The organism is Flavobacterium ichthyis (genome assembly GCF_009915155.1).
GTDB lineage: Bacteria > Bacteroidota > Bacteroidia > Flavobacteriales > Flavobacteriaceae > Flavobacterium > Flavobacterium ichthyis.
This window is the reverse complement of record NZ_JAABLM010000009.1, coordinates 139,052-158,139: the sequence shown is the minus strand read 5'-3', so window position 1 is coordinate 158,139 and position 19,088 is coordinate 139,052. Positions and strand designations below refer to the sequence as shown.

18 protein-coding genes are annotated in these 19,088 nt (G+C 35.6%); 7 read left to right on the top strand and 11 right to left on the bottom strand.

Going from position 1 to position 19,088, the window contains the following annotated elements; translation table 11 throughout:
- Positions 1–200 (top strand): hypothetical protein (locus GV828_RS13125; protein WP_208103167.1); only part of this gene is annotated, 200 nt, incomplete at its 5' end.
- A gap of 268 nt (positions 201–468) precedes the next feature.
- Here the strand turns inward: GV828_RS13125 and GV828_RS09160 are convergent.
- Positions 469–912: a DUF4268 domain-containing protein gene (locus GV828_RS09160; RefSeq protein WP_166537185.1), complete on the bottom strand. Its 444-nt coding sequence runs from the start codon at positions 910–912 to the stop codon at positions 469–471.
- 48 nt (positions 913–960) lie between these two features.
- Here GV828_RS09160 and GV828_RS09155 point away from each other — a divergent pair, with 48 nt between their 5' ends.
- Positions 961–1,599 carry an NUDIX hydrolase gene (locus tag GV828_RS09155; protein ID WP_166537184.1) on the top strand — a complete coding sequence of 213 codons (639 nt, stop codon included), beginning with the start codon at positions 961–963 and terminating at the stop codon, positions 1,597–1,599.
- A gap of 43 nt (positions 1,600–1,642) precedes the next feature.
- A complete protein-coding gene (locus tag GV828_RS09150; RefSeq protein ID WP_166537183.1) occupies positions 1,643–2,458 on the top strand; it encodes a lysophospholipid acyltransferase family protein in 816 nt (271 codons plus the stop codon).
- A 30-nt stretch (positions 2,459–2,488) separates the two neighbouring features.
- On the opposite strand, the gene GV828_RS09145 is transcribed toward GV828_RS09150, so the two are convergent.
- Both GV828_RS09145 and GV828_RS09140 read right to left on the bottom strand, forming a co-directional pair.
- The gene (locus GV828_RS09145) at positions 2,489–3,130 is read right to left on the bottom strand and encodes a hypothetical protein (protein WP_166537182.1); all 642 of its coding nucleotides are present in this window, start codon (positions 3,128–3,130) and stop codon (positions 2,489–2,491) included.
- Positions 3,131–3,142: 12 nt separating this feature from the next.
- The gene (locus GV828_RS09140; RefSeq protein ID WP_166537181.1) at positions 3,143–3,637 is read right to left on the bottom strand and encodes an RNA polymerase sigma factor; all 495 of its coding nucleotides are present in this window, start codon (positions 3,635–3,637) and stop codon (positions 3,143–3,145) included.
- 427 nt (positions 3,638–4,064) lie between these two features.
- On the opposite strand from GV828_RS09140, the gene GV828_RS09135 reads away from it, so the two are divergent.
- A complete protein-coding gene (locus tag GV828_RS09135) occupies positions 4,065–5,369 on the top strand; it encodes an NAD(P)/FAD-dependent oxidoreductase (protein ID WP_166537180.1) in 1,305 nt (434 codons plus the stop codon).
- Positions 5,370–5,400: 31 nt separating this feature from the next.
- Here the strand turns inward: GV828_RS09135 and GV828_RS09130 are convergent, their stop codons facing one another.
- Complete coding sequence (locus GV828_RS09130; RefSeq protein ID WP_166537179.1) at positions 5,401–6,492, bottom strand: DUF3810 domain-containing protein; 1,092 nt, start codon at positions 6,490–6,492, stop codon at positions 5,401–5,403.
- 79 nt (positions 6,493–6,571) lie between these two features.
- Here GV828_RS09130 and GV828_RS09125 point away from each other — a divergent pair, with 79 nt between their 5' ends.
- From GV828_RS09125 to mazG, 3 genes are all read left to right on the top strand, one after another.
- Positions 6,572–6,850 (top strand): (2Fe-2S) ferredoxin domain-containing protein, encoded by a 279-nt coding sequence (locus GV828_RS09125; protein WP_166537178.1) that lies wholly within the window; start codon positions 6,572–6,574, stop codon positions 6,848–6,850.
- Complete coding sequence (locus tag GV828_RS09120; RefSeq protein WP_166537177.1) at positions 6,847–8,313, top strand: aminoacyl-histidine dipeptidase; 1,467 nt, start codon at positions 6,847–6,849, stop codon at positions 8,311–8,313. The genes GV828_RS09125 and GV828_RS09120 overlap by 4 nt, the downstream gene beginning before the upstream one ends.
- A 66-nt stretch (positions 8,314–8,379) precedes the next feature.
- Positions 8,380–9,156: a nucleoside triphosphate pyrophosphohydrolase gene (gene mazG / locus GV828_RS09115; RefSeq protein ID WP_166537176.1), complete on the top strand. Its 777-nt coding sequence runs from the start codon at positions 8,380–8,382 to the stop codon at positions 9,154–9,156.
- Positions 9,157–9,188: 32 nt separating this feature from the next.
- Here the strand turns inward: mazG and GV828_RS09110 are convergent, their stop codons facing one another.
- The 7 genes from GV828_RS09110 to GV828_RS09080 all read right to left on the bottom strand — a co-directional run bounded on the left by GV828_RS09110 (position 9,189) and on the right by GV828_RS09080 (position 18,822).
- A complete protein-coding gene (locus tag GV828_RS09110; RefSeq protein WP_166537175.1) occupies positions 9,189–11,162 on the bottom strand; it encodes a DUF349 domain-containing protein in 1,974 nt (657 codons plus the stop codon).
- Positions 11,163–11,433: 271 nt separating this feature from the next.
- Positions 11,434–12,180: a shikimate dehydrogenase family protein gene (locus tag GV828_RS09105; RefSeq protein WP_166537174.1), complete on the bottom strand. Its 747-nt coding sequence runs from the start codon at positions 12,178–12,180 to the stop codon at positions 11,434–11,436.
- 73 nt (positions 12,181–12,253) lie between these two features.
- Positions 12,254–13,648, bottom strand: coding sequence for a tetratricopeptide repeat protein (locus GV828_RS09100; RefSeq protein ID WP_166537173.1), 1,395 nt, complete (start codon positions 13,646–13,648; stop codon positions 12,254–12,256).
- A gap of 135 nt (positions 13,649–13,783) precedes the next feature.
- The gene (locus GV828_RS09095; RefSeq protein WP_166537172.1) at positions 13,784–14,977 is read right to left on the bottom strand and encodes an aspartate aminotransferase family protein; all 1,194 of its coding nucleotides are present in this window, start codon (positions 14,975–14,977) and stop codon (positions 13,784–13,786) included.
- Between the two features lie 93 nt (positions 14,978–15,070).
- Positions 15,071–16,624 (bottom strand): OstA-like protein, encoded by a 1,554-nt coding sequence (locus GV828_RS09090; RefSeq protein WP_166537171.1) that lies wholly within the window; start codon positions 16,622–16,624, stop codon positions 15,071–15,073.
- A 427-nt stretch (positions 16,625–17,051) separates the two neighbouring features.
- A complete protein-coding gene (locus GV828_RS09085) occupies positions 17,052–18,323 on the bottom strand; it encodes an adenylosuccinate synthase (protein WP_166537170.1) in 1,272 nt (423 codons plus the stop codon).
- A gap of 34 nt (positions 18,324–18,357) precedes the next feature.
- The gene (locus tag GV828_RS09080; RefSeq protein WP_166537191.1) at positions 18,358–18,822 is read right to left on the bottom strand and encodes a Fur family transcriptional regulator; all 465 of its coding nucleotides are present in this window, start codon (positions 18,820–18,822) and stop codon (positions 18,358–18,360) included.
- Positions 18,823–19,088 lie beyond the last annotated feature (266 nt).

The window sequence follows — 19,088 nt, the reverse complement described above, 5'->3', positions numbered from 1 at the left end:
AGAGTATGTCGCCGCCTTTCTTTAAGATAGCCCGCTCTGAAAAGAGCGGGCTTCTTTTTTTTATAGGTGCGGCGTGTCGACCTTCGGGCTCGATCCGCCGCCTTTCTTTAAAATCCTCATCAGAAATGATGAGGATTTTTTTATTTGTGTATTGTCCTGAAATAAGTGGACTAACGATCGAAATCCAGTGGAAGAGTTAATAGGCATTGAAGTGGGTATCAGGCAATCGTTCTTTACAAGCCTGCTCAGGAGATGAACTCCATAGGGTTTAAGTAAATTTATCTTGTACATTTCTACGGTTTTTTTCCTTTTGGATGTATAGAAATTTGTAGATTGTTTTTTTTGGTGTGCACTTACTTGCGTGAGGGATTGAAGTGAAAAGCCCACAGCGAGGAGGAACGACGAGGGAGGACTTGAAACGAAAAGCCCGACCCGGAGCTTGCGGAGGGACACGCCCAAAAAAATCAATCAAGTATTCACTTCCAAATCCTCAATATAATACCGATACTCATAAAAAAATCGCTCAAACGCATCCATATTTTGGTAAAAGAAATCAAAGATTTCCTGCCAAGTATTGCGGTTCATCAAGCTAATTCCGTTTTTTTCAACCCACACTTTGCTGATGACTTTTCCGGTTTCTAGATGAAAATTTCTTTCAAAAATCGCTTCAGGTAAAAAGTCATCTAACAAAATCTGCTTCAAGGACTCCACTTTCTCGAAGTAGATTTTCCGTTTGTTTTCGTCTTTTGGTTCAATGTCGATCATCACTTGCGCTTTTTTATTATCCACATAAAACTTAAAGGTAAAATCTTTTATTTTGGTGTCGTACAGCAACCATTTTCGGGGGTATTCTTCGGCAAATTTTATCCAGAATTCTTTTTTGATGATTTGTGCTTCGGCTTTGCTGTACATGATTTTCTAATTTTTATTTGGTATCTTTAATTTACAAAAAATACCAAAATGAAATATTCTGAGTTTGTAAAATTTCTCCCAAAAATAACAAATCTTTACTTACCGGGTTTTGAAGCCCACGCTAAAATGGCTCCTTTGGATCGAATTGCCACGCTCAAACCGCCTTTTTTTTCTGAAAATATTGAAAAAGCAGCCGTGATGATGTTTTTTTATCCTAAAAACAACGAAATTTTTTTAGCCCTAATCTTACGAAATTCGTACAGAGGCGTTCATTCGTCGCAAATTGCCTTTCCCGGTGGAAAAGTAGAACTTTCTGATGTCGATTTAGAACAAACGGCTTTGCGGGAAACGTTTGAAGAAATTGGTATTAACAAGGATTCCATCGAAGTCATTCGCCAATTTTCAGAAATATTTATTCCGCCAAGTAATTTTGTGGTAACACCTTTTTTGGGTTTGTCACATTCTGAAATTATTTTCAATCCAAGCGAACGAGAAGTTGCCGGCATGATCGAAGTTTCCATTGATGAAATTTTAGACGATGCCAATGTTTCAGAAGTTTCACTTACCACTTCTTACGCCGAAAACTGGGAAGTTCCGGCGTTTAAATTTGGCGAATTTGTGGTTTGGGGTGCAACAGCCATGATGCTAAATGAACTTAAAGAAGTGATAAAGTCTGCGTTAGAATAAGGTTGTTTTCGTAAATTTGCCGTTCTAAAATATAAAATAAAATATGGGATTATTTAAAAGAAATCCTTTCGGACATATACTTTTTTTAAAAAAATGGCTCATTCGGTTTTTTGGAATGCTCACGCATCGGAGGTACCGAGGCTTCAACGAACTCATAATCGAAGGTTCGGAAATCATTAGAAATTTACCCGACAAAAACGTACTTTTTATCTCCAATCACCAGACTTATTTTGCCGATGTTGTCGCCATGTTTCATGTTTTCAACGCCGCATTGAAAGGCCGAGAAGACAGCATTAAAAACATTGGTTATATCTGGAATCCCAAATTAAATATTTATTACGTTGCCGCCAAGGAAACCATGAAAGAAGGTTTGCTACCACGAATTTTATCGTATGCTGGAGCGATTACGGTAGAAAGAACATGGCGTTCCAAAGGAAAAGATGTGCAACGTGAAGTAAATTTAAACGATACCGAAAATATAAAAATCGCTCTTGAAGACGGTTGGGTCATCACTTTCCCGCAAGGCACCACGCGTTCGTTTAAACCAGTTAGGAAAGGAACGGCTCATATTATTAAGCAACATAAACCCATCGTGGTTCCGATTGTTATTGACGGTTTCCGCAGATCGTTTGACCGTAAAGGACTTCGATTAAAGAAAAAAGGTATTCTTCAATCGTTTATCATCAAAGAACCTTTGCAAATTGATTACGAAAATAATTCGGTTGAAGATATTGTGGAAATGGTAGAATACGCCATCGAGCAGCACCCGTCTTTTTTAAAAGTTTTGGCGCCTGAAATTCAGGAAGAAGTTTTACAAACCGAAGAAGAACTCAACAAAAAACGCCGATGGGAATACTAAAATAAAAAATCCGCATCGGCGGATTTTCTTTTATAACTCAATCTTTTTTAACTCTTGATAGTTTTTATACAATTTACGTAGTAAAAATCCGTAAACCAATCGGTAAAACAACCAAAATAGTCCAAACATGGCGGCAAACATGACTATAAATAAAACTGCCGTTACAATCCAGATAAGCGTCGAATTGTCATGCTGAGAAATCTGATTAAAAGTTTCAATCATTTTTGGATCGTACATACAACTACAAACTAGCACCAACGCAAAAATAAATACAAACATCGTCAGGTTGTAGTAAATGTAATATTGTACCGTTTTGCGTGACTTTAAAATACTTTTCATCAAATTTTTAGCTGAGTCCGTCACCGAAATCGCTCTGAAATTTTTGTAGAAAAAATAAATAAAGCCAATTACCACGGCGTAGTTCAAATACGTCAACACATTCATCACCGTCAAGATATGCATCATTTCTAACCGTTGAACGTAGTTTTCGTCTGAAACCACAAGTCCTAAAACGGTCAAAACGACAAATTCAATCATACTGATTACCAAAATCCACTTCACCACAGACGACGAACTTTTGTGGATCATTTTGTAAATGTCAAGCTCAGAAATTTGGCGAAAATTACCCTCGCTTCGTTTCCAGTCTTTCTTTAATAAATCTAACTCTTCCATATTTCCTTGCCCTTACGGGTTCAATATTTTTTTTAACTTCCCCTTAATCCTGTTCATTTTCACCCGAGCATTCACCTCGCTAATCCCTAAAGTTTCCGCAATTTCCTCATAATTCTTATCTTCTAAGTACATAAAAACCAGTGCTTTTTCAATGTCATTTAATTGATAAACAGCCTTGTACAACAATTTTATTTGTTCTTCCTCCTCATAATCATACTCCTCCTGTTTCACAAAATGTTTGGCCGTGTCAAACTCCATCGTATTTACAGTTCGCGTACTTTTTCTGTACAACGTAATCGCCGTATTCAATGCCACCCGATAAGCCCAAGTCGAAAATTTTGCATCACCTCGAAACTTCGGATAAGCTTTCCATAATTGAATCGTAATTTCCTGGAACAAATCATTATGGGCATCTTCCCCAGAAGTATAAAGTCGGCAAATCTTGTGGATAATATTTTGATTATCCTTCAACTGCTTCACAAAAGACTGTTCTAAACTTTGTTCCATTACACGTTAGTAAGTAAAAAACCAAAAACGTTACAAAATAAAATAATTTTTTTCAGAAGCCTCCCGAAGCTTCGGGACGGGGCTAAAAAGTAGTTCGCTTTTTGGAAAGTTAGTTTAAAGTTTAAAGTTTAAAGTTTCAGGTTTTAAAGTTTCAAGATTCAAGGTTCAAAATTTCAACTTTGCACCCCAAAAACTTAAAAATTCTTATATTTTTTATAAGGTAAATCAAATAGAAAATCTTTAGAAAATTTTAAACACAATGTTTTTCTGCCAAATAAACCATATCACTTTACCTAAAAACTTTCGTACATTGCACCAACAAAAACAAAAACCTTAATTATCTTAATCCCTTAATGGTTCAATAATCATCTGAATTATAATTTTTTTAATATTTCAATCATTAAATCATTTAATCAAATCCAACCAAATGAATATCCCTGACAGTAAACTCCCAAGAATTATCATCATCGGTGGCGGCTTCGCCGGAATTGCTTTGGCAAAAAAATTAAAAAGCCAATCCCTTCAAGTCGTACTGTTAGACAAGCATAATTACCACACCTTTCAACCTTTGCTTTATCAAGTGGCAACAGGTGGTTTAGAAGCAGGTTCCATTGCATATCCCATTAGAAAAGTAATTCACCATCATGAAAATTTTTATTTTCGTTTATGTCACGTCAACGAAATTGACACCAATAACCAAAAAATCATTGCCGATATTGGCGAACTTTCTTATGATTATCTCGTCATTGCCACAGGTTCCAAAACCAATTATTTTGGCAACAAAGAAATTGAGCGAAACAGCATTGCCATGAAAACCATTCCGCAATCGCTCAACATTCGCAGTTTAATTCTCGAAAATTTTGAACAAGCTTTGCTTTGCACTGATGAACACGAGCGACAAGCATTAATTAACTTTGTCTTAGTTGGTGGCGGACCAACAGGCGTCGAACTTGCCGGAGCTTTAGCCGAAATGAAAAACGCCATTCTCCAAAAAGATTATCCGGATCTCGACATCAGCAAAATGCAAATCAACCTCATTCAAAGTGGCGACAGAATCCTCAACACCATGAGCGAAAAATCGTCTGCCGCTGCCGAAAAATATTTGATTAATTTAGGAGTAAATGTGCTCAAAAATGTTCGCGTTACGAGTTACGACGGTCGAAACATCACTACAAACACTTCACTAACGCTCGAAACCGCCACATTAATTTGGACAGCTGGAGTTCAAGGAGCAACCGTCAACGGATTGCCAGTTTCTGCTATGGTTGAAAGAGTAGAACGCATCAAAGTCAATCACTTCAACCAAGTTTTAGGTTTTGAAAATATTTTTGCCTTGGGCGATATTGCTTCCATGACCAGCGAAGAATTTCCGCAAGGTCATCCACAAATGGCGCAACCTGCCATCCAGCAAGGAAAACATTTAGGCGAAAATTTGGAAAGGTTATTAAAAAACCAAGCCATGAAACCTTTTAGCTACAATGACAAAGGTTCGATGGCAACAATTGGTAGAAATAAAGCCGTTGTAGATTTGCCTAAATACCATTTTCACGGCGTTTTTGCTTGGTTCGTATGGATGTTTGTACACCTTTTTTCGTTGATTGGATTCAAGAACAAAGCCGTTGTGTTCCTGAATTGGCTTTACAATTACATCCGTTTCGACCGCGAAGGAAGATTGATTATCCGTCCGTACAAAAAGAAAAATTTCACCAGCTTTACGTTTGATGAGATTTGATTGGAAATTAATTTTACAGAATTAATTTTAGTCAAAACCCAAACGCTTCGGGATTTTTATGAAAATACCCCATCATCAACCCCACAAATTTATTATAGCTTTCCAAGCCGTCTTTTTGCTGGTTGGCTTTTAAAAATTTATCGTAAAAAAAATGAAAAAATGTATCAATTGGGGTTTGGTAACTGTCCCAAAAATCGCGTGATTCCTGAAAATTTTTTAAAATTCCAGGGTTGATTAATGGTAAAAATTTTTCGCTTTTTCCTTCTCCAAATCTTTCCAAATTTGCCAAACAATATTTTAAAGCATAAGCATAACCTGAATATTGAAAGTAAATATTTTCATTTTCAATGGAAGCCAAAAACCCAATAAAATTGGCTTCACTCTCAGAGGCATAACCCAATTGATGTGCCATTTCATGCGTGGAAGTCGTTGGGAAATTGTATTTCGGAATTTTATAATTTACTTGCGCTTCATTGGTAAACGGATTCAAATAACCGCCAAATCCCATGTAAGTCAAGGGCAAACTCACCAAAGAATTTTTCACGCTCGGAATTTCATATCTAAGGTAAGGATATTCTTTCGACAAATTTTTATATCCAATTACAGATTGTTGATAAATCATTTTTTCCGTTAGAGGATTTTCAATTTTTTGCAAACTATCAGTTGTAATTTTCAATTGAATTTCATTAGTTTTGGCAATCAATTTTTTGGTAAAAACCATTAATTCTGCTTCGGTGTATTCTTTGTCCATTTCCATTTTTTCAAATAATGGCAATCGGTAGTAATTCATTCCCCAAAGCAAATGAAACATAAAATAAATAATTGATAAACAGCTTGTTATTTTTAAAAAAAATGATTTCCAATACAATTTCCAAGCGGTTCTGCTGAAAATATTTTTTCTGTTTTTAAAAATGTATTTTATTATTAAAAGAATTAAAACTATATACATAACATCGCCCATTGAAAATGGAATTTTCCCAAATAAAGTGTGAGAAATTTTTGAAATACACAAATAAATTCCATTGCTGTAATAATTTTCAATAACTTCGGGAAATTGGGCTGCAATTCTCACCATAATAATTTGAATCACTAAAAAAATAGGTAAAATATATTTACGTGACATTGTTTTTTGAGATAAAGAATAAATACTACCTGCTCAATCGTCTTGTATTTTGTAACTTTGTAAGGCAAAATTTAGCAAGATGAAAAAACTGGACGTTCCTTCAAAAGTAGTGCTCTTTTGTGATGGAAGCAAATGTGGAAAGGAAAACAAGCAAAACCGGAAAATTTTTAAATCAATTTTAAAAGAAGCTGGTTTGAAAAAAGAAATTATGATCCAAAAAATGTATTGTACAGACAATTGTAAATGCGCTCCTGTTATTGCTTTACAACCCCAGAATCTTTGGTTTGGAGAAGTTTCTGAGCGAAATGTCGAAAAAATTTTTAGCGAATATTTAATAGAAAACCATCATAAAGAATGAATCAAGAAATAAGAAACCTTGAGCCAAAACAACTTTGGAATAAATTTGCCGATTTAAACGCCGTACCTCGTCCTTCGAAAAAAGAAGAACGCGTCATCGCTTTTATGAAAGATTTCGGAAAAAATCTTGGATTAGAAACCATTGAAGATGAAGTGGGTAACGTAATTATCAAGAAACCAGCTACTTCCGGAATGGAAAATCGTAAAACCATCGTGATGCAATCGCATTTAGACATGGTTCACCAAAAAAATAATGACACTGTTTTCGACTTTGACAAACAAGGAATTGAGATGTTTGTGGATGGTGATTGGGTTCGTGCAAAAGGAACAACTCTTGGTGCCGATAACGGTCTTGGTGTTGCCACAATTATGGCAATTTTAGAATCCAAAGATATTCCGCATCCCGCAATTGAAGCGCTTTTTACCATTGACGAAGAAACCGGCATGACGGGTGCAATGGGATTAAAAGGTGGTTTGCTTTCGGGCGAAATTTTACTTAATCTCGATACTGAAGAAGACGATGAAATTGATATCGGTTGTGCTGGAGGCGTTGATGTGACGGCCACTGCAGAATATGATGAGGAAGAAACGCCTGAAGGTTCGGTGGGTTACCAAATTACCGTAAAAGGTTTAAACGGTGGACATTCCGGGATGGATATTGACAAAGGTTTAGGCAATGCCAATAAAATTATGAACCGACTTTTGTTTGACGGTTTTGATAACTTTGGTTTGCAAATATCTGAAATTCAAGGTGGAAGTTTGCGAAATGCCATTCCCCGAGAAAGCGTGGCGAAAGTAATTATTGCCGAAGTTTACGACGAAGCTTTTGTTTTTGACATGCAAGAAATTGTTAACGAAATCAAAACTGAATTCAAAACCACAGAACCCAAACTTGAAATTACCTTCGAAAGATTAAGCGAAACTCCTAAAAAAGTAATGCCCACGGCTGCGCAATTTTATTTTGTAAGAGCAATGTACACGGCACACAATGGCGTTTACCGAATGAGTCCGGATTTTGCAGACTTGGTAGAAACGTCAAATAATATTGCAAAAGTTTTAGTTGGAAATGGAAAACTTTCAGTGCAATGCCTCACCCGTTCATCGGTAGAAAGTTCTAAATTTGATTTGGCAAATGCGCTTCGTGCGGCATTTGAATTGATAGGTTGCGAAGTGGAATTTTCCGGATCTTACCCGGGTTGGACACCAAATGCAAACTCGGAAATTTTTGAGGTTCTCAAAGATATTTATCAAAAACAAAACAATTCAAAACCTAACGTTGTGGCTTGTCACGCAGGTTTAGAATGCGGAATTTTGGGAACCAATTACCCGGAAATGGACATGATTTCTTTTGGCCCAACCATCAAAGGAGCTCATAGTCCGGATGAACGCGCTAGTATTTCTTCGGCACAAAAATATTGGAAATTTGTGTTGGAAATTCTCGAAAATATTCCTGCTAAAAACTAATAATCTTCCAATTGCCACAGCAAATTTATTTTTTCTGTGGCAATTTTTTTTTACATTAATTTCCAGATGAATTCAAAACAACAAAAACTAGAAGCCTTCGGCAGATTGCTTGATATCATGGACGATTTGCGCGAAAAATGTCCGTGGGATAAAAAACAAACGTTGCAGTCATTACGCCATCTCACCATTGAAGAAACCTACGAATTAGGCGACGCCATTTTGGATAATAATTTGCAAGAAATCAAAAAAGAATTAGGCGATATTTTGTTACACATTGTTTTTTATGCCAAAATAGGAAGCGAAACCGAAACCTTTGATATTGCTGATGTTTGCAACGATATTTGCGAAAAGCTCATTCACCGTCATCCACATATTTATGGCGATGTAAAGGTGAACGATGAAGAAGAAGTAAAGCAAAACTGGGAAAAATTAAAATTAAAAGAAGGCAAAAAATCAGTTTTAGAAGGCGTTCCGAAAAGTTTACCGGCTTTGGTCAAAGCGTCCCGAATTCAGGACAAAGTAAAAGGAGTGGGATTTGATTGGGAAGAGCCAAAGCAAGTTTGGGAAAAAGTGGAAGAGGAGTTAACAGAATTTAAAGCGGAAATCGAAAATGCCAATCAAGATAAAATGGAATCCGAATTTGGCGACGTGCTTTTTTCTTTAATAAATTATGCCCGATTCTTAAAAATAAATCCGGAAGATGCGCTTGAAAAAACCAATAAAAAATTCATCAAAAGGTTTCAATATTTAGAACAAAAAGCCAACCAGTCTGGTAAACAATTAAGTGAAATGACCCTTGCAGAAATGGATGTTTATTGGAACCAAGCTAAGAAATTACCGTAAAAAAAAAACGCTGCAATTGCAGCGTTTTTCGTTTATTGATTTGTATTTAATTCTCTCAATTGCTTTAGTTTTTCTTTCCATAGCTGTAAACTTTCCTTGTGCTTTTCGATGTTTTTCTTTACTTCTAAAACCATGGGATTGTCTTTTTTTGCATTCGCAAAAAACTGAATATTGTTTTCTAATTGAAATATTTCTGACTGTACTTCGTCAATTTTTTTCATAATGAAAACTTTTTCGTTCTCCAGTTTACGAGAATCATCGTTATGAGCTAATTGGTCTAATCTGGAGGCAAATCGCGCCATCTCGCTATCTTTTTTGCTCAAGCTCAATTTGTCAAATAAAACATCTAAAATTTTATTGAATTTTCCTTCAATATGTCGTCTGGCATGCGGCACTTTTCCAAAACCTTTCCAAGTTTCAATATGGGCTTTTATTGCGTCTAAATCTGTTTTATGATCACCGGTCATTTCAAATTCTCGCATCGTTTCAAGATAAGCTTTTTTCTTCTCAAAAGCTTCAATTTCGTCCGCACTTGCAGCATTTCTTTGTTCATGAAGTTTGTCAAAATAAAAATTGCAAGCTTCTTTAAATTCTTTCCAAAGTGAATCAGAAAATTTCCTTGGCACGTGACCAATTTGCTTCCATTCCTCCTGAATTTGCTTCATCACCGGAGTTGTGGCAGCGAAATCTTCACTGTTTTTCAAAGCTTTTGCTTTTTCCACCAAAGCGATTTTTTTATTCAGGTTTTCGTTTTGATCTTTTTTAATGTCTTTATAAAATGAATTTTTCAAAACATTGAAATCCCGAACTGCATTTTTAAAAGCACTCCACGTTTCCTCATTGTTTTCCGTCGGAACTTTTCCAGTGGCAAAAAAACTTTCACGTAACGCTTCAACCTTTTCAATTTGCTTTTGCCAAGCCGAATGTGAATTTACATTTTCTTTTGCTAACTCCGAAATTTCAAATATAATTCCATTCTTTTTGGATAAATTTTCGCGTTCATTTCCTCTTAATTTTTCAAATAAAAGTTCTCTTTTATCATGAATTTTTTTGGTCAAAGCACTAAACTGTTCCCAGATTTCTTCACGATTTTCTCTCGAAACCGGACCAATATCTTCTTTCCAAATACGGTGTAAATCCTGCAATTCTCTAAAAGCCTTATTCACATCGCTTTCATGCGTTAACTCTTCAACGCGAGCAATTATCTTTTGTTTTAATTCTAAATTATGCTTAAAATCTAGATCACGAGCCTCGCGGTCAAGGTGCAAATAATCATAAAAATTTTCTACGTGAAAATGATAATTATTCCAAACATGGTTATATTTATCACGCGGAATCGGACCTGCCGCTTTCCATCGTTCACGTAATTCGTTAAAATGTTTAAGCGTATCTTTAATATTTTCTTGAGGATTAATCAACTCTTTTAATTCTTCCACGATGGCCAAACGTACCTCTAAATTATGTTTCAAATTATTTTGAAGTTTCTGGAAATGCGCATTTTTCTTATCACGATATTGGTGAAATAGATGATCAAACCTAGATTTTAGCGGTAAATGATATTGAAAATCTTCTGTATTTTCAGCCCCTTCATTTTGCGCTTCGAACTCTTTTCTCTTTTCGTCAATAAAATGATGGTATTTCGACATAAATGCCGACTTGATTTCCTCAATATGATCCTTAACCGACATTACTTTTTCCACCGAAGCTAATTTTTCAAACTCCTCCACAAGCGCTTCCATTTCCATCGCCTCATAATCCAGCATTGGAATTTCGTGTCGGTCCTTTAAAGTTTCGTCTTCACTTTCCTCAGCATTATGTTCAGCAATTACATCAATTGCCTCCTGATTTTGATTTCCTACAATCGTTTCTTCTAATTCTTCTGCCGAAATTGTTACCGGCTCAATTGTTTCACCTACAGCCTCAATAGAGGTTTCTGCCTGATTTGGAACCATATTTTCCTCATTTCCATCTGCATTTTGCAGGTTGTCATTCTTTTCTTCTAACATCACAAAAAATGTTTAAGGGTTATAATTAATTGGGAAAGATAAGAAAGCCCACGCAAAATTCAAAATTTTCTGTTAAAATCTGAACTTGCTTTTTTATTTAGGAGCCAATCTATCTCTCGTTTCCAGAAACGCAATTCCTGCTTTCCGCTACAATCTTTTATCGATTGCCCCGGATTTTATCCGGGCAATCGATAAAAGGATTTCCGCTTTAATCAGGGCTAAAATCAATCTTGTTTACTTTTTTTAAGCTTGGGTTAATTCTCTATATATTTTATTTATTCCATATCCTCCAGGCTTTTTCCGCCTGAAGTTCTAGCATTTCCAAACCGTTTTTGATTTTGGCACCTCGCTTTTTGGCTTTTTTCAAAAAAATAGTTTCTTCAGGATTGTAAATTAAATCGTACGCCAAATGTTTTGCTGTAAAAAATTCGTATGGTAAAGGTGGAAATGCATCCACATTTGGCGAAGTTCCCAAAGGCGTGCAATTAATAATAATTTGATGATTGTCAAAAGTCGTGGCATTAATTAATTGGTACGAAATATTATTTGCTGAACCTTCTCTCGAGGCAAAAGTGTACAAGATATCTAACTCTTTCAATGCAAAAGCCACCGCCTTTGAAGCGCCACCTGTTCCTAAAATCAATGCTTTTTTATGATGTGGTTCTAATAATGGTTTTAGTGATTTTTTAAAACCATAAAAATCTGTATTGTACCCTTTTAATTTGTTTTTACGTGTAAATCTAATCGTGTTTACGGCGCCAATTTCAGTAGCTTTTTTTGAAATTTTGTCCAATAATGGCATCACGGTTTCTTTATATGGAATTGTCACATTCAAGCCTTTTAGATTTGGATTGTCTTTTACAATTTCTGGCAGTAAATCAATTTCTGGTAAATCGAAGTTTTGATATTCATAATCGGTTAAACCAAGAGAATTGAATTTTTCTTTAAAATATTTCGGCGAAAAAGAATATGCGATTTGTTTTCCGATAAGTCCAAACAAAAAATTGATTTTAGCCATGATTTTTCTTTCAAAAATAAAAAAAAACCTGACAAAATGCTGTCAGGTTTTCCTTCAAGTTGTTGCTTTATAGCTATTTTTTAAATTGCGAAAAAATTTTTTGTACCTCAGGGCGTTTTAACGTGTCAGGAAAAGTTTGTTCAAACTTCGTTTTTTGATGTGTATTGAATTGTAAAGCTTTGGTGAGATGAAAACTGCCTTTCTCAATATTATTAAGCCCGTAATAAAATCCCGCTAGTCGGTATTCAATTTCATACTCGTCCGGAAAATATTCTGTAGCTTTTAAAAGGTTATGTATTGCGGCTTCGTATTCTCCTAACTCTGTTAATATATCTGCCCAGGATGTCCAGGAGTTGAGTTCAAATTCTCCATGTTCAATGGCTTTTCTATACCCAATTTCGGACTCTTCATAAAATCCAAGTTCGCGGTTGATCATGGCGTAACGTTTCCAGTATAATTTATTTTCATTGTCTATACTGATTGCTTTATTGGCATAAAACAATGCTTTTTGGAAATTTTTTTGACGTACGTAGAAATCTGTAATGGCAATCCAACCTTTGTCTAAAAGCGGATCTTCATGAACGGTTTTATGATAATACTTTAGAGCTTGATTTTTATTTCCAAGTTTTTCATAGCATTTACCCATCCTTAACAATGCATAAGAGGTAGCATCGTCTAGTTCAATGGTACGGTTATAGCTATCAATGGCTTCTTCATAACGTTTTAATTTTTCGAGCGCTTTGGCCTTTTCCATAAAAGAGCCCATAAAATCTTCGTCAATCAATGAGGCAAAATCAAAACAACGCAAAGCATTTTCATAATCTTTTAGATTATAGTAAAGCCTTCCGCTTTGATGCCAAGCAATTTCGCTATAAGGATTTTTGTTAATGTATTTTTCAAGAAAATCAATTGCTTCCTGATATTGGTCTAAAAATTCAAAGCAATACACCACATTATACAAGGCTGACTGATCTTCAAAATCTTCTTCTAAACATAGAATAAAATTTTGCTTTGCCAACTCTAAATTGTCCATAAAAAGATATTCCATGCCAATTAAATTGTAAACATCGGCATAATCTTCAGTAAGATTTAAAGCTTCTTTCAGGAGTTCAACGGCTTTTTCGTGATTGTCTTTTTTAGAATAAATATTAGCGTGTTGAATGTAAATTTCTTCGTTTCGGGGTTCGATGGCATATAACTCGTTTAGGAGTTTTTCGGCAGCATCTAATTTGTCCTCAAATATCATCATTTCGACCTGTACCAATTTTAGGCCCGTAGATTTCGGATGCTGATCTAATGCCAATTTTAAAGCTTTTTTTGCCAAAGACATTTTACCCATATCCATGTAATGAAGAACAATTTCTTCAAATTCTTCAGAATCGAAAAAGAGAACTTTATTCGTTTTTAACATCGATTCAAAACGAGATAAGGATAAGTTGTGGTCTTCTTCATCATGACTCAAATGCATAGGCTATATTTTAAAAATTATCCTTCAATAAATTTAGTTAGCTTAATTAAGCTAATCTGGTGGTGTAGTAAATTGTTGTGAACAATTTAATTAACAGTTCAAAAATATTAAGTTACGGTTTTTATTTAATAAATCCTATGAACTGTGCGCTTTTTGAACCTCATCTAATACATTACATATAATTGCGCAACCTTCAACAATTTCTTCTTTAGAAACGGTTAGGGGAGGTGTAATCCGGATGGCTTTTCCTTCAAACAATAACCAAAAAAGAATTAAACCTCGTTGATGACATTTTAAAATTACTTCGTTGGTAATTTCGTCGCTTTCCGTCATTGCGGCAAGCATTAACCCTCTTCCTCTTATTTCTTTTATCAAAGGATGTACCAAATTTTCTCTGAAAATTTTTTCTTTCACAAGCGTATCAGCAATCAGGTTGGTTTCGGTGATTTCCTGCAAGGTTGCCAAACAAGCTGCTGCAATGACAGGATGTCCACCAAATGTAGTAATATGACCTAATTTCGGACCGAAACTAAGCAAATCCATCATTTCTGCCGAAGCTACAAAAGCGCCAACCGGCATTCCGCTTCCCATTCCTTTTCCTAAAATAACTACGTCAGGAACGATATTGTAGTTTTCAAATCCAAATAATTTTCCGGTTCTTCCAAATCCCGGTTGAATTTCGTCAATGATCATTAAAGCGCCAACTTCGGTACATTTTTTTCTAACCTTTTGCAGAAAATTATTTTCAGGCTCAATAAATCCTGCACCTCCCTGAATACTTTCAAGAATAATTCCAGCAGTTTTTTCAGTAATTTTTTCTAAATCGGCTTCATTGTTAAAGGTAATGAAATCAACATCAGGGATTAACGGTCTAAACGCTTGTTTTCGTTCTTCAAAACCCATTACACTCATCGATCCCATGGTGTTCCCGTGATAAGCATTTTTGCAAGAAATTAATTGGCTTCTTCCGGTCACGCGACGAGCTAATTTTAAAGCACCTTCGGTGGCTTCAGTTCCAGAATTTACTAAATACGTTTTGTTGAGCGGTTTTGGCAGTAACGAAGCCAACAATTTACAAAATTCTGTTGCGGGATTTTGCGCATATTCGCCATATACCATCACGTGAGAATATTTGTCAAGCTGATTTTTGATGGCGTCGTTCACTCTTTTGGGTTGATGTCCTAAAGTACAAGCCGAAACGCCTGCCACAAAATCAAGGTATTTGTTGTTTTTAGTATCGTAAATATAAGAACCAATTGCGTGAGAAACCTCCATTCCTAAAGGATATGGTGATGTTTGTGCTTGGTATTGGTAAAAATCTTTAATCATTTTTAAGTTTCAAAGTTTCAGAGTATAAATGTTTCAAGTTTGAAGTTGCAAAGTTTCTACTGACAAATTTTCAAATCTTGAAATCTTCAAATATTACTGCGTTTTATTCTGCGACGGATTATTTTTGTCATACTCCAAAGTTTCTTTTCGTGGTTCCATTGGTACGGGTTTTTTGGCATCGTCAATGGCACCTGCTTTTTCTTGTTTTTCATGATAAAGCTGTTCTTCCGGTGGAAAAATATCTTCCATTTTGGTAATCATTTCGTCGCCACGCCAAATAAATCCTCGGAGTTTCCTAGCATTTTCGGGAAGTTCTTTTTCGGGATAGCTATCACTTTGAATATTTTTAAAAGAGGTAATAGTATTAATTTTATTGTCTTCTAATTCAAGTTTGATGGCGCTGCTAACGCCTTTATCAATTGCGGCAAGTTCACCTTTATCGTAAGCAAAATAAATTTTTTCGGTGTTTTTGACCAAATCTACTTCGTACAATTTATTATCCCGAAATTTTCCGTAAAGATTTACACCTTTCACCTGATTGTAGCCATTTCCCAAAGTATCTTTTGAAGCGATAAAGGCATTGTTGAGTACTTTTAAAGAATCAAGTTTTTCGGTTTGGGTATTGGAAATAAGATGCATGACATCACCGGTTAATTGGTTTTCGCCGTTCCATAAAACAGGTCTTCCAATTAATTTCGTGATTCCTGTTTTTTCCGAAGAATGTAACGAATCACATTTTCCACTTAAATCTATTTTGTAAAATCTCACGTTGGGAAACGCCCTGACCACTCTATTTTCGGGTTTTCCGGTGACCAACATTTTTTTTCCATGCATATACAAAGTGTCTTTTTCCACCAAAGTTGCGGTGTAAGCACGTCCGGTCATCATGAGGGAATCTTGGTTTCGGTAAACTTCTGCATAATGTCCGCGAGCGATAGATTTATTTATGGAATCCGTTACTCTTACCCGTCGTGTTGCCGAAGCAAATTCCCGGTTTCTGTCATAGTACAAACTGTCGCCTTCTATGAGCCGGTTATTGTATTTGATGTAAGAATTTTTGACAAAATGGGCAAAATTCTTTTTAGTGTCATAAAAACCTTTTTCGGTATAAATAAAATTTTCTTTACTGCTAATGGTTGAAGGTCCAAACAAATATGAATGACCAGAATTTGAATAATAATCTAAATGATTAGATTTGATCACATATTTAGGATTGGTAATGGTAACAGCCGTTAAAAACTGAAACTTTTTTTGATCTAAATAATACCGTCCGGATTTGCTTCGTAACGTGTTTTCTTGGTCTTTAATGGTACCATAAGTGGTGTAATATGCTTGTTGGATTCTTCTATCAAAATTAATGGTGTCGGTTGTTAGCGTCATTTTTGGATCACGCATCACAACATTTCCAGTGGCAAAAGCAAATTTTGTATTTCCACGATATTCCGCATATTTACTGTCCATAAAAACCGTGTCGCCTTGGTTCATCTTAACATCTCCAAATGCCAAAACGTAATTTTCTTTTTGAAAAAGATAAGCCGTATTGCAATTCATACGAACGCCATCATGCAACAACCGAACGTTTCCGCGATAGCGAATGGCTCCTGGAATATCATTTTGCTGGATATCCACAAAATCTGAGTTTTCCATCACAATTTTTTTTGGCGGTGCTTGTGCCGAAATTGCTGCGGAAATCAAAAAAGCAAGCAGTAAAAAAAGGTTCTTCAATTGAAAATATTTTGGGTTCAAATTTAAGTAATTTCTATGAACCTTATTTTTAATTAAGAATTTTTTGAGAGTTTGCCTCAGATGGCACTGTTTTATTTAAGCCACTAATTCACGAATTTTTATTGTAATAGAAATAAAACTTCTAATCAGTGGCGGAACTCAAGTGAAATTCCAATTTTTTTAAATTCCAAATTCCGATAGATTTACTTTGCAAACATTCCGAAAAACTTTGCGTCCCGAATCTTCGGGATTGCGGTTAAAATTTTAATTTAAAAAATAATCAAAAATATCTTTTATTCTGTAGCAAAAAAAACTAACAAAAAAGCCCCGAAATTCGAGGCTCTTTTGATTATTTCAGAATTGTTTGTTTTCGGTCAGGACCAACTGAGATTACTTTAATGGGAACTTCCACGAAATTCTCTATAAATTCTATGTATTCTTTTAGTTCAAAAGGAAGTTCTTCATAACTCGTCATTCCGGTTAAATCCGCTTTCCAGCCTTTTTTCTCTACATAAACTGGAGCTACATTTTCCGGCTCAATGTTGTATGGTAAATGATTGGTTTCTATGCCGTTATATTGGTAAGACGTACAGATTTTTAAAGTATCAAATCCCGAAAGAACATCGCCTTTCATCATATATAACGCTGTTACACCGTTAATTTCAATAGCATATTTTAAGGCAACCAAATCTAACCATCCGCAACGTCTGGCTCTTCCGGTAACCGAACCAAATTCGTTTCCTACTTTTGCCATCGTTTGACCTACTTCGTCAAATAGTTCCGTAGGAAAAGGACCACTCCCAACTCGAGTAGCATACGCTTTAAAAATTCCGAAAACTTCTTTTACTTTATTTGGCGCAATTCCTAAACCTGTGCAAGCTCCAGCAGCTGTAGTAGTTGAAGAAGTTACAAAAGGATAAGTCCCGAAATCTACATCTAATAATGAACCTTGAGCTCCTTCGGCTAAAATAGATTTTCCGGCTTTCATCGCATCGTGCAAGTACGCTTCGCTATCTATAAATTGTAAAGTTTTTAATACTTCGATTGATGCAAAAAATTCTTCCTCCATTTCTTGCAAATCATATTCTAAATCTACATCGTAAAAAGCAATCATTGCTTCGTGTTTATCAGCCAAAGATCTGTATCTGTCAGCAAAATCAGCTAATTCAATATCACCAACCCGAAGTCCGTTTCGTCCGGTTTTGTCCATATAAGTTGGACCAATTCCTTTTAACGTAGAACCAATTTTGGCTTTGCCTTTCGAAGCTTCAGAAGCCGCGTCAAGCAAGCGATGTGTTGGCAAAATTAAATGCGCTTTCCGCGAAATGAGCAAACGCGATTGAAGGTCTATGTCAAATTTTGCCAAACCTTCAATTTCTTTTTGAAAAACCACTGGATCAATCACCACGCCATTTCCAATAATGTTAATAGAATTTTTGTGGAAAATCCCCGACGGAATCGTTCTCAAAACATGTTTAATCCCATCAAATTCAAGCGTGTGTCCGGCATTTGGGCCTCCCTGAAAACGGGCAATAATATCGTACTTTGAAGTGAGAACGTCAACAATTTTTCCTTTGCCTTCATCGCCCCACTGCAATCCGAGTAGTAAATCTACGGTCATTTTTTAGTTGTTAGTTGTTTATTTTTTTGTGAAGTTATTCAGTAGTTTTCACCTTTCTGTTGCCATAAAAATAAAGCGAGTGATTATGGATTTCGATGTCAAAAATTTCTTCGATTGTTTTTTTAATCGTTTGAATTCTCGGATCGCAAAACTCAATAACTTCGCCTGTATCGGTCATTATAATGTGATCGTGTTGCTTATCGAAATATGATTTTTCGTAATGCGCTTGGTTTTGCCCAAACTGATGTTTTCGCACCAAAGCACAATCCAGCAGCAATTCAATCGTGTTGTAAAGCGTAGCACGACTCACCCGATAATTTTTATTTTTCATCTTGATATACAATGATTCGATGTCAAAATGCTCTTCATTATCGTAAATTTCCTGCAAAATTGCGTAGCGTTCCGGCGTTTTTCGGTGCCCTTTGGTTTCAAGATATTTTGTAAAAACATTTTTTACAATTTCCTGATTTTTATTATTGTCAACAGAGATGAGTGTCATATCCTGCAAAGGTAAATTATTTTTTTCAAGTTTCAAGTTTCTCGTTTATTGAATTTTAGCCAAATTTTTAAGGAGCTGCTTCCCGTCCTGAAGGTTCGGTAGTAGAATCTTTCGGCGCAAAATCTTTTTTTCAACGCCAGTAAAAGAGCTTCTTCCGAAGCGTCGGGAGTCGCTTTTACTGTTGGCAAAAATTAGATTTTTCTTCTCAAGGATTTCCGCTACAATTGGGGCTATGGGATTGTAGATTTAAAATTTGAAGAAGAAAA

Bases quoted from the DNA above. Each gene is read 5' to 3' on its own strand.
- GV828_RS09150 (WP_166537183.1), top strand. From the start codon at position 1,643: ATGGGATTATTTAAAAGAAATCCTTTCGGACATATACTTTTTTTAAAA.
- GV828_RS09160 (WP_166537185.1), bottom strand. From the start codon at position 912: ATGTACAGCAAAGCCGAAGCACAAATCATCAAAAAAGAATTCTGGATA.
- GV828_RS09110 (WP_166537175.1), bottom strand. From the start codon at position 11,162: ATGTTAGAAGAAAAGAATGACAACCTGCAAAATGCAGATGGAAATGAG.
- GV828_RS09140 (WP_166537181.1), bottom strand. From the start codon at position 3,637: ATGGAACAAAGTTTAGAACAGTCTTTTGTGAAGCAGTTGAAGGATAAT.
- GV828_RS09135 (WP_166537180.1), top strand. From the start codon at position 4,065: ATGAATATCCCTGACAGTAAACTCCCAAGAATTATCATCATCGGTGGC.
- GV828_RS09080 (WP_166537191.1), bottom strand. From the start codon at position 18,822: ATGACACTCATCTCTGTTGACAATAATAAAAATCAGGAAATTGTAAAA.
- GV828_RS09090 (WP_166537171.1), bottom strand. From the start codon at position 16,624: ATGGAAAACTCAGATTTTGTGGATATCCAGCAAAATGATATTCCAGGA.
- GV828_RS09120 (WP_166537177.1), top strand. From the start codon at position 6,847: ATGAATCAAGAAATAAGAAACCTTGAGCCAAAACAACTTTGGAATAAA.
- GV828_RS09145 (WP_166537182.1), bottom strand. From the start codon at position 3,130: ATGGAAGAGTTAGATTTATTAAAGAAAGACTGGAAACGAAGCGAGGGT.
- GV828_RS09125 (WP_166537178.1), top strand. From the start codon at position 6,572: ATGAAAAAACTGGACGTTCCTTCAAAAGTAGTGCTCTTTTGTGATGGA.
- GV828_RS09095 (WP_166537172.1), bottom strand. From the start codon at position 14,977: ATGATTAAAGATTTTTACCAATACCAAGCACAAACATCACCATATCCT.
- GV828_RS09105 (WP_166537174.1), bottom strand. From the start codon at position 12,180: ATGGCTAAAATCAATTTTTTGTTTGGACTTATCGGAAAACAAATCGCA.
- GV828_RS09100 (WP_166537173.1), bottom strand. From the start codon at position 13,648: ATGCATTTGAGTCATGATGAAGAAGACCACAACTTATCCTTATCTCGT.
- GV828_RS09085 (WP_166537170.1), bottom strand. From the start codon at position 18,323: ATGACCGTAGATTTACTACTCGGATTGCAGTGGGGCGATGAAGGCAAA.
- GV828_RS09155 (WP_166537184.1), top strand. From the start codon at position 961: ATGAAATATTCTGAGTTTGTAAAATTTCTCCCAAAAATAACAAATCTT.
- mazG (WP_166537176.1), top strand. From the start codon at position 8,380: ATGAATTCAAAACAACAAAAACTAGAAGCCTTCGGCAGATTGCTTGAT.
- GV828_RS09130 (WP_166537179.1), bottom strand. From the start codon at position 6,492: ATGTCACGTAAATATATTTTACCTATTTTTTTAGTGATTCAAATTATT.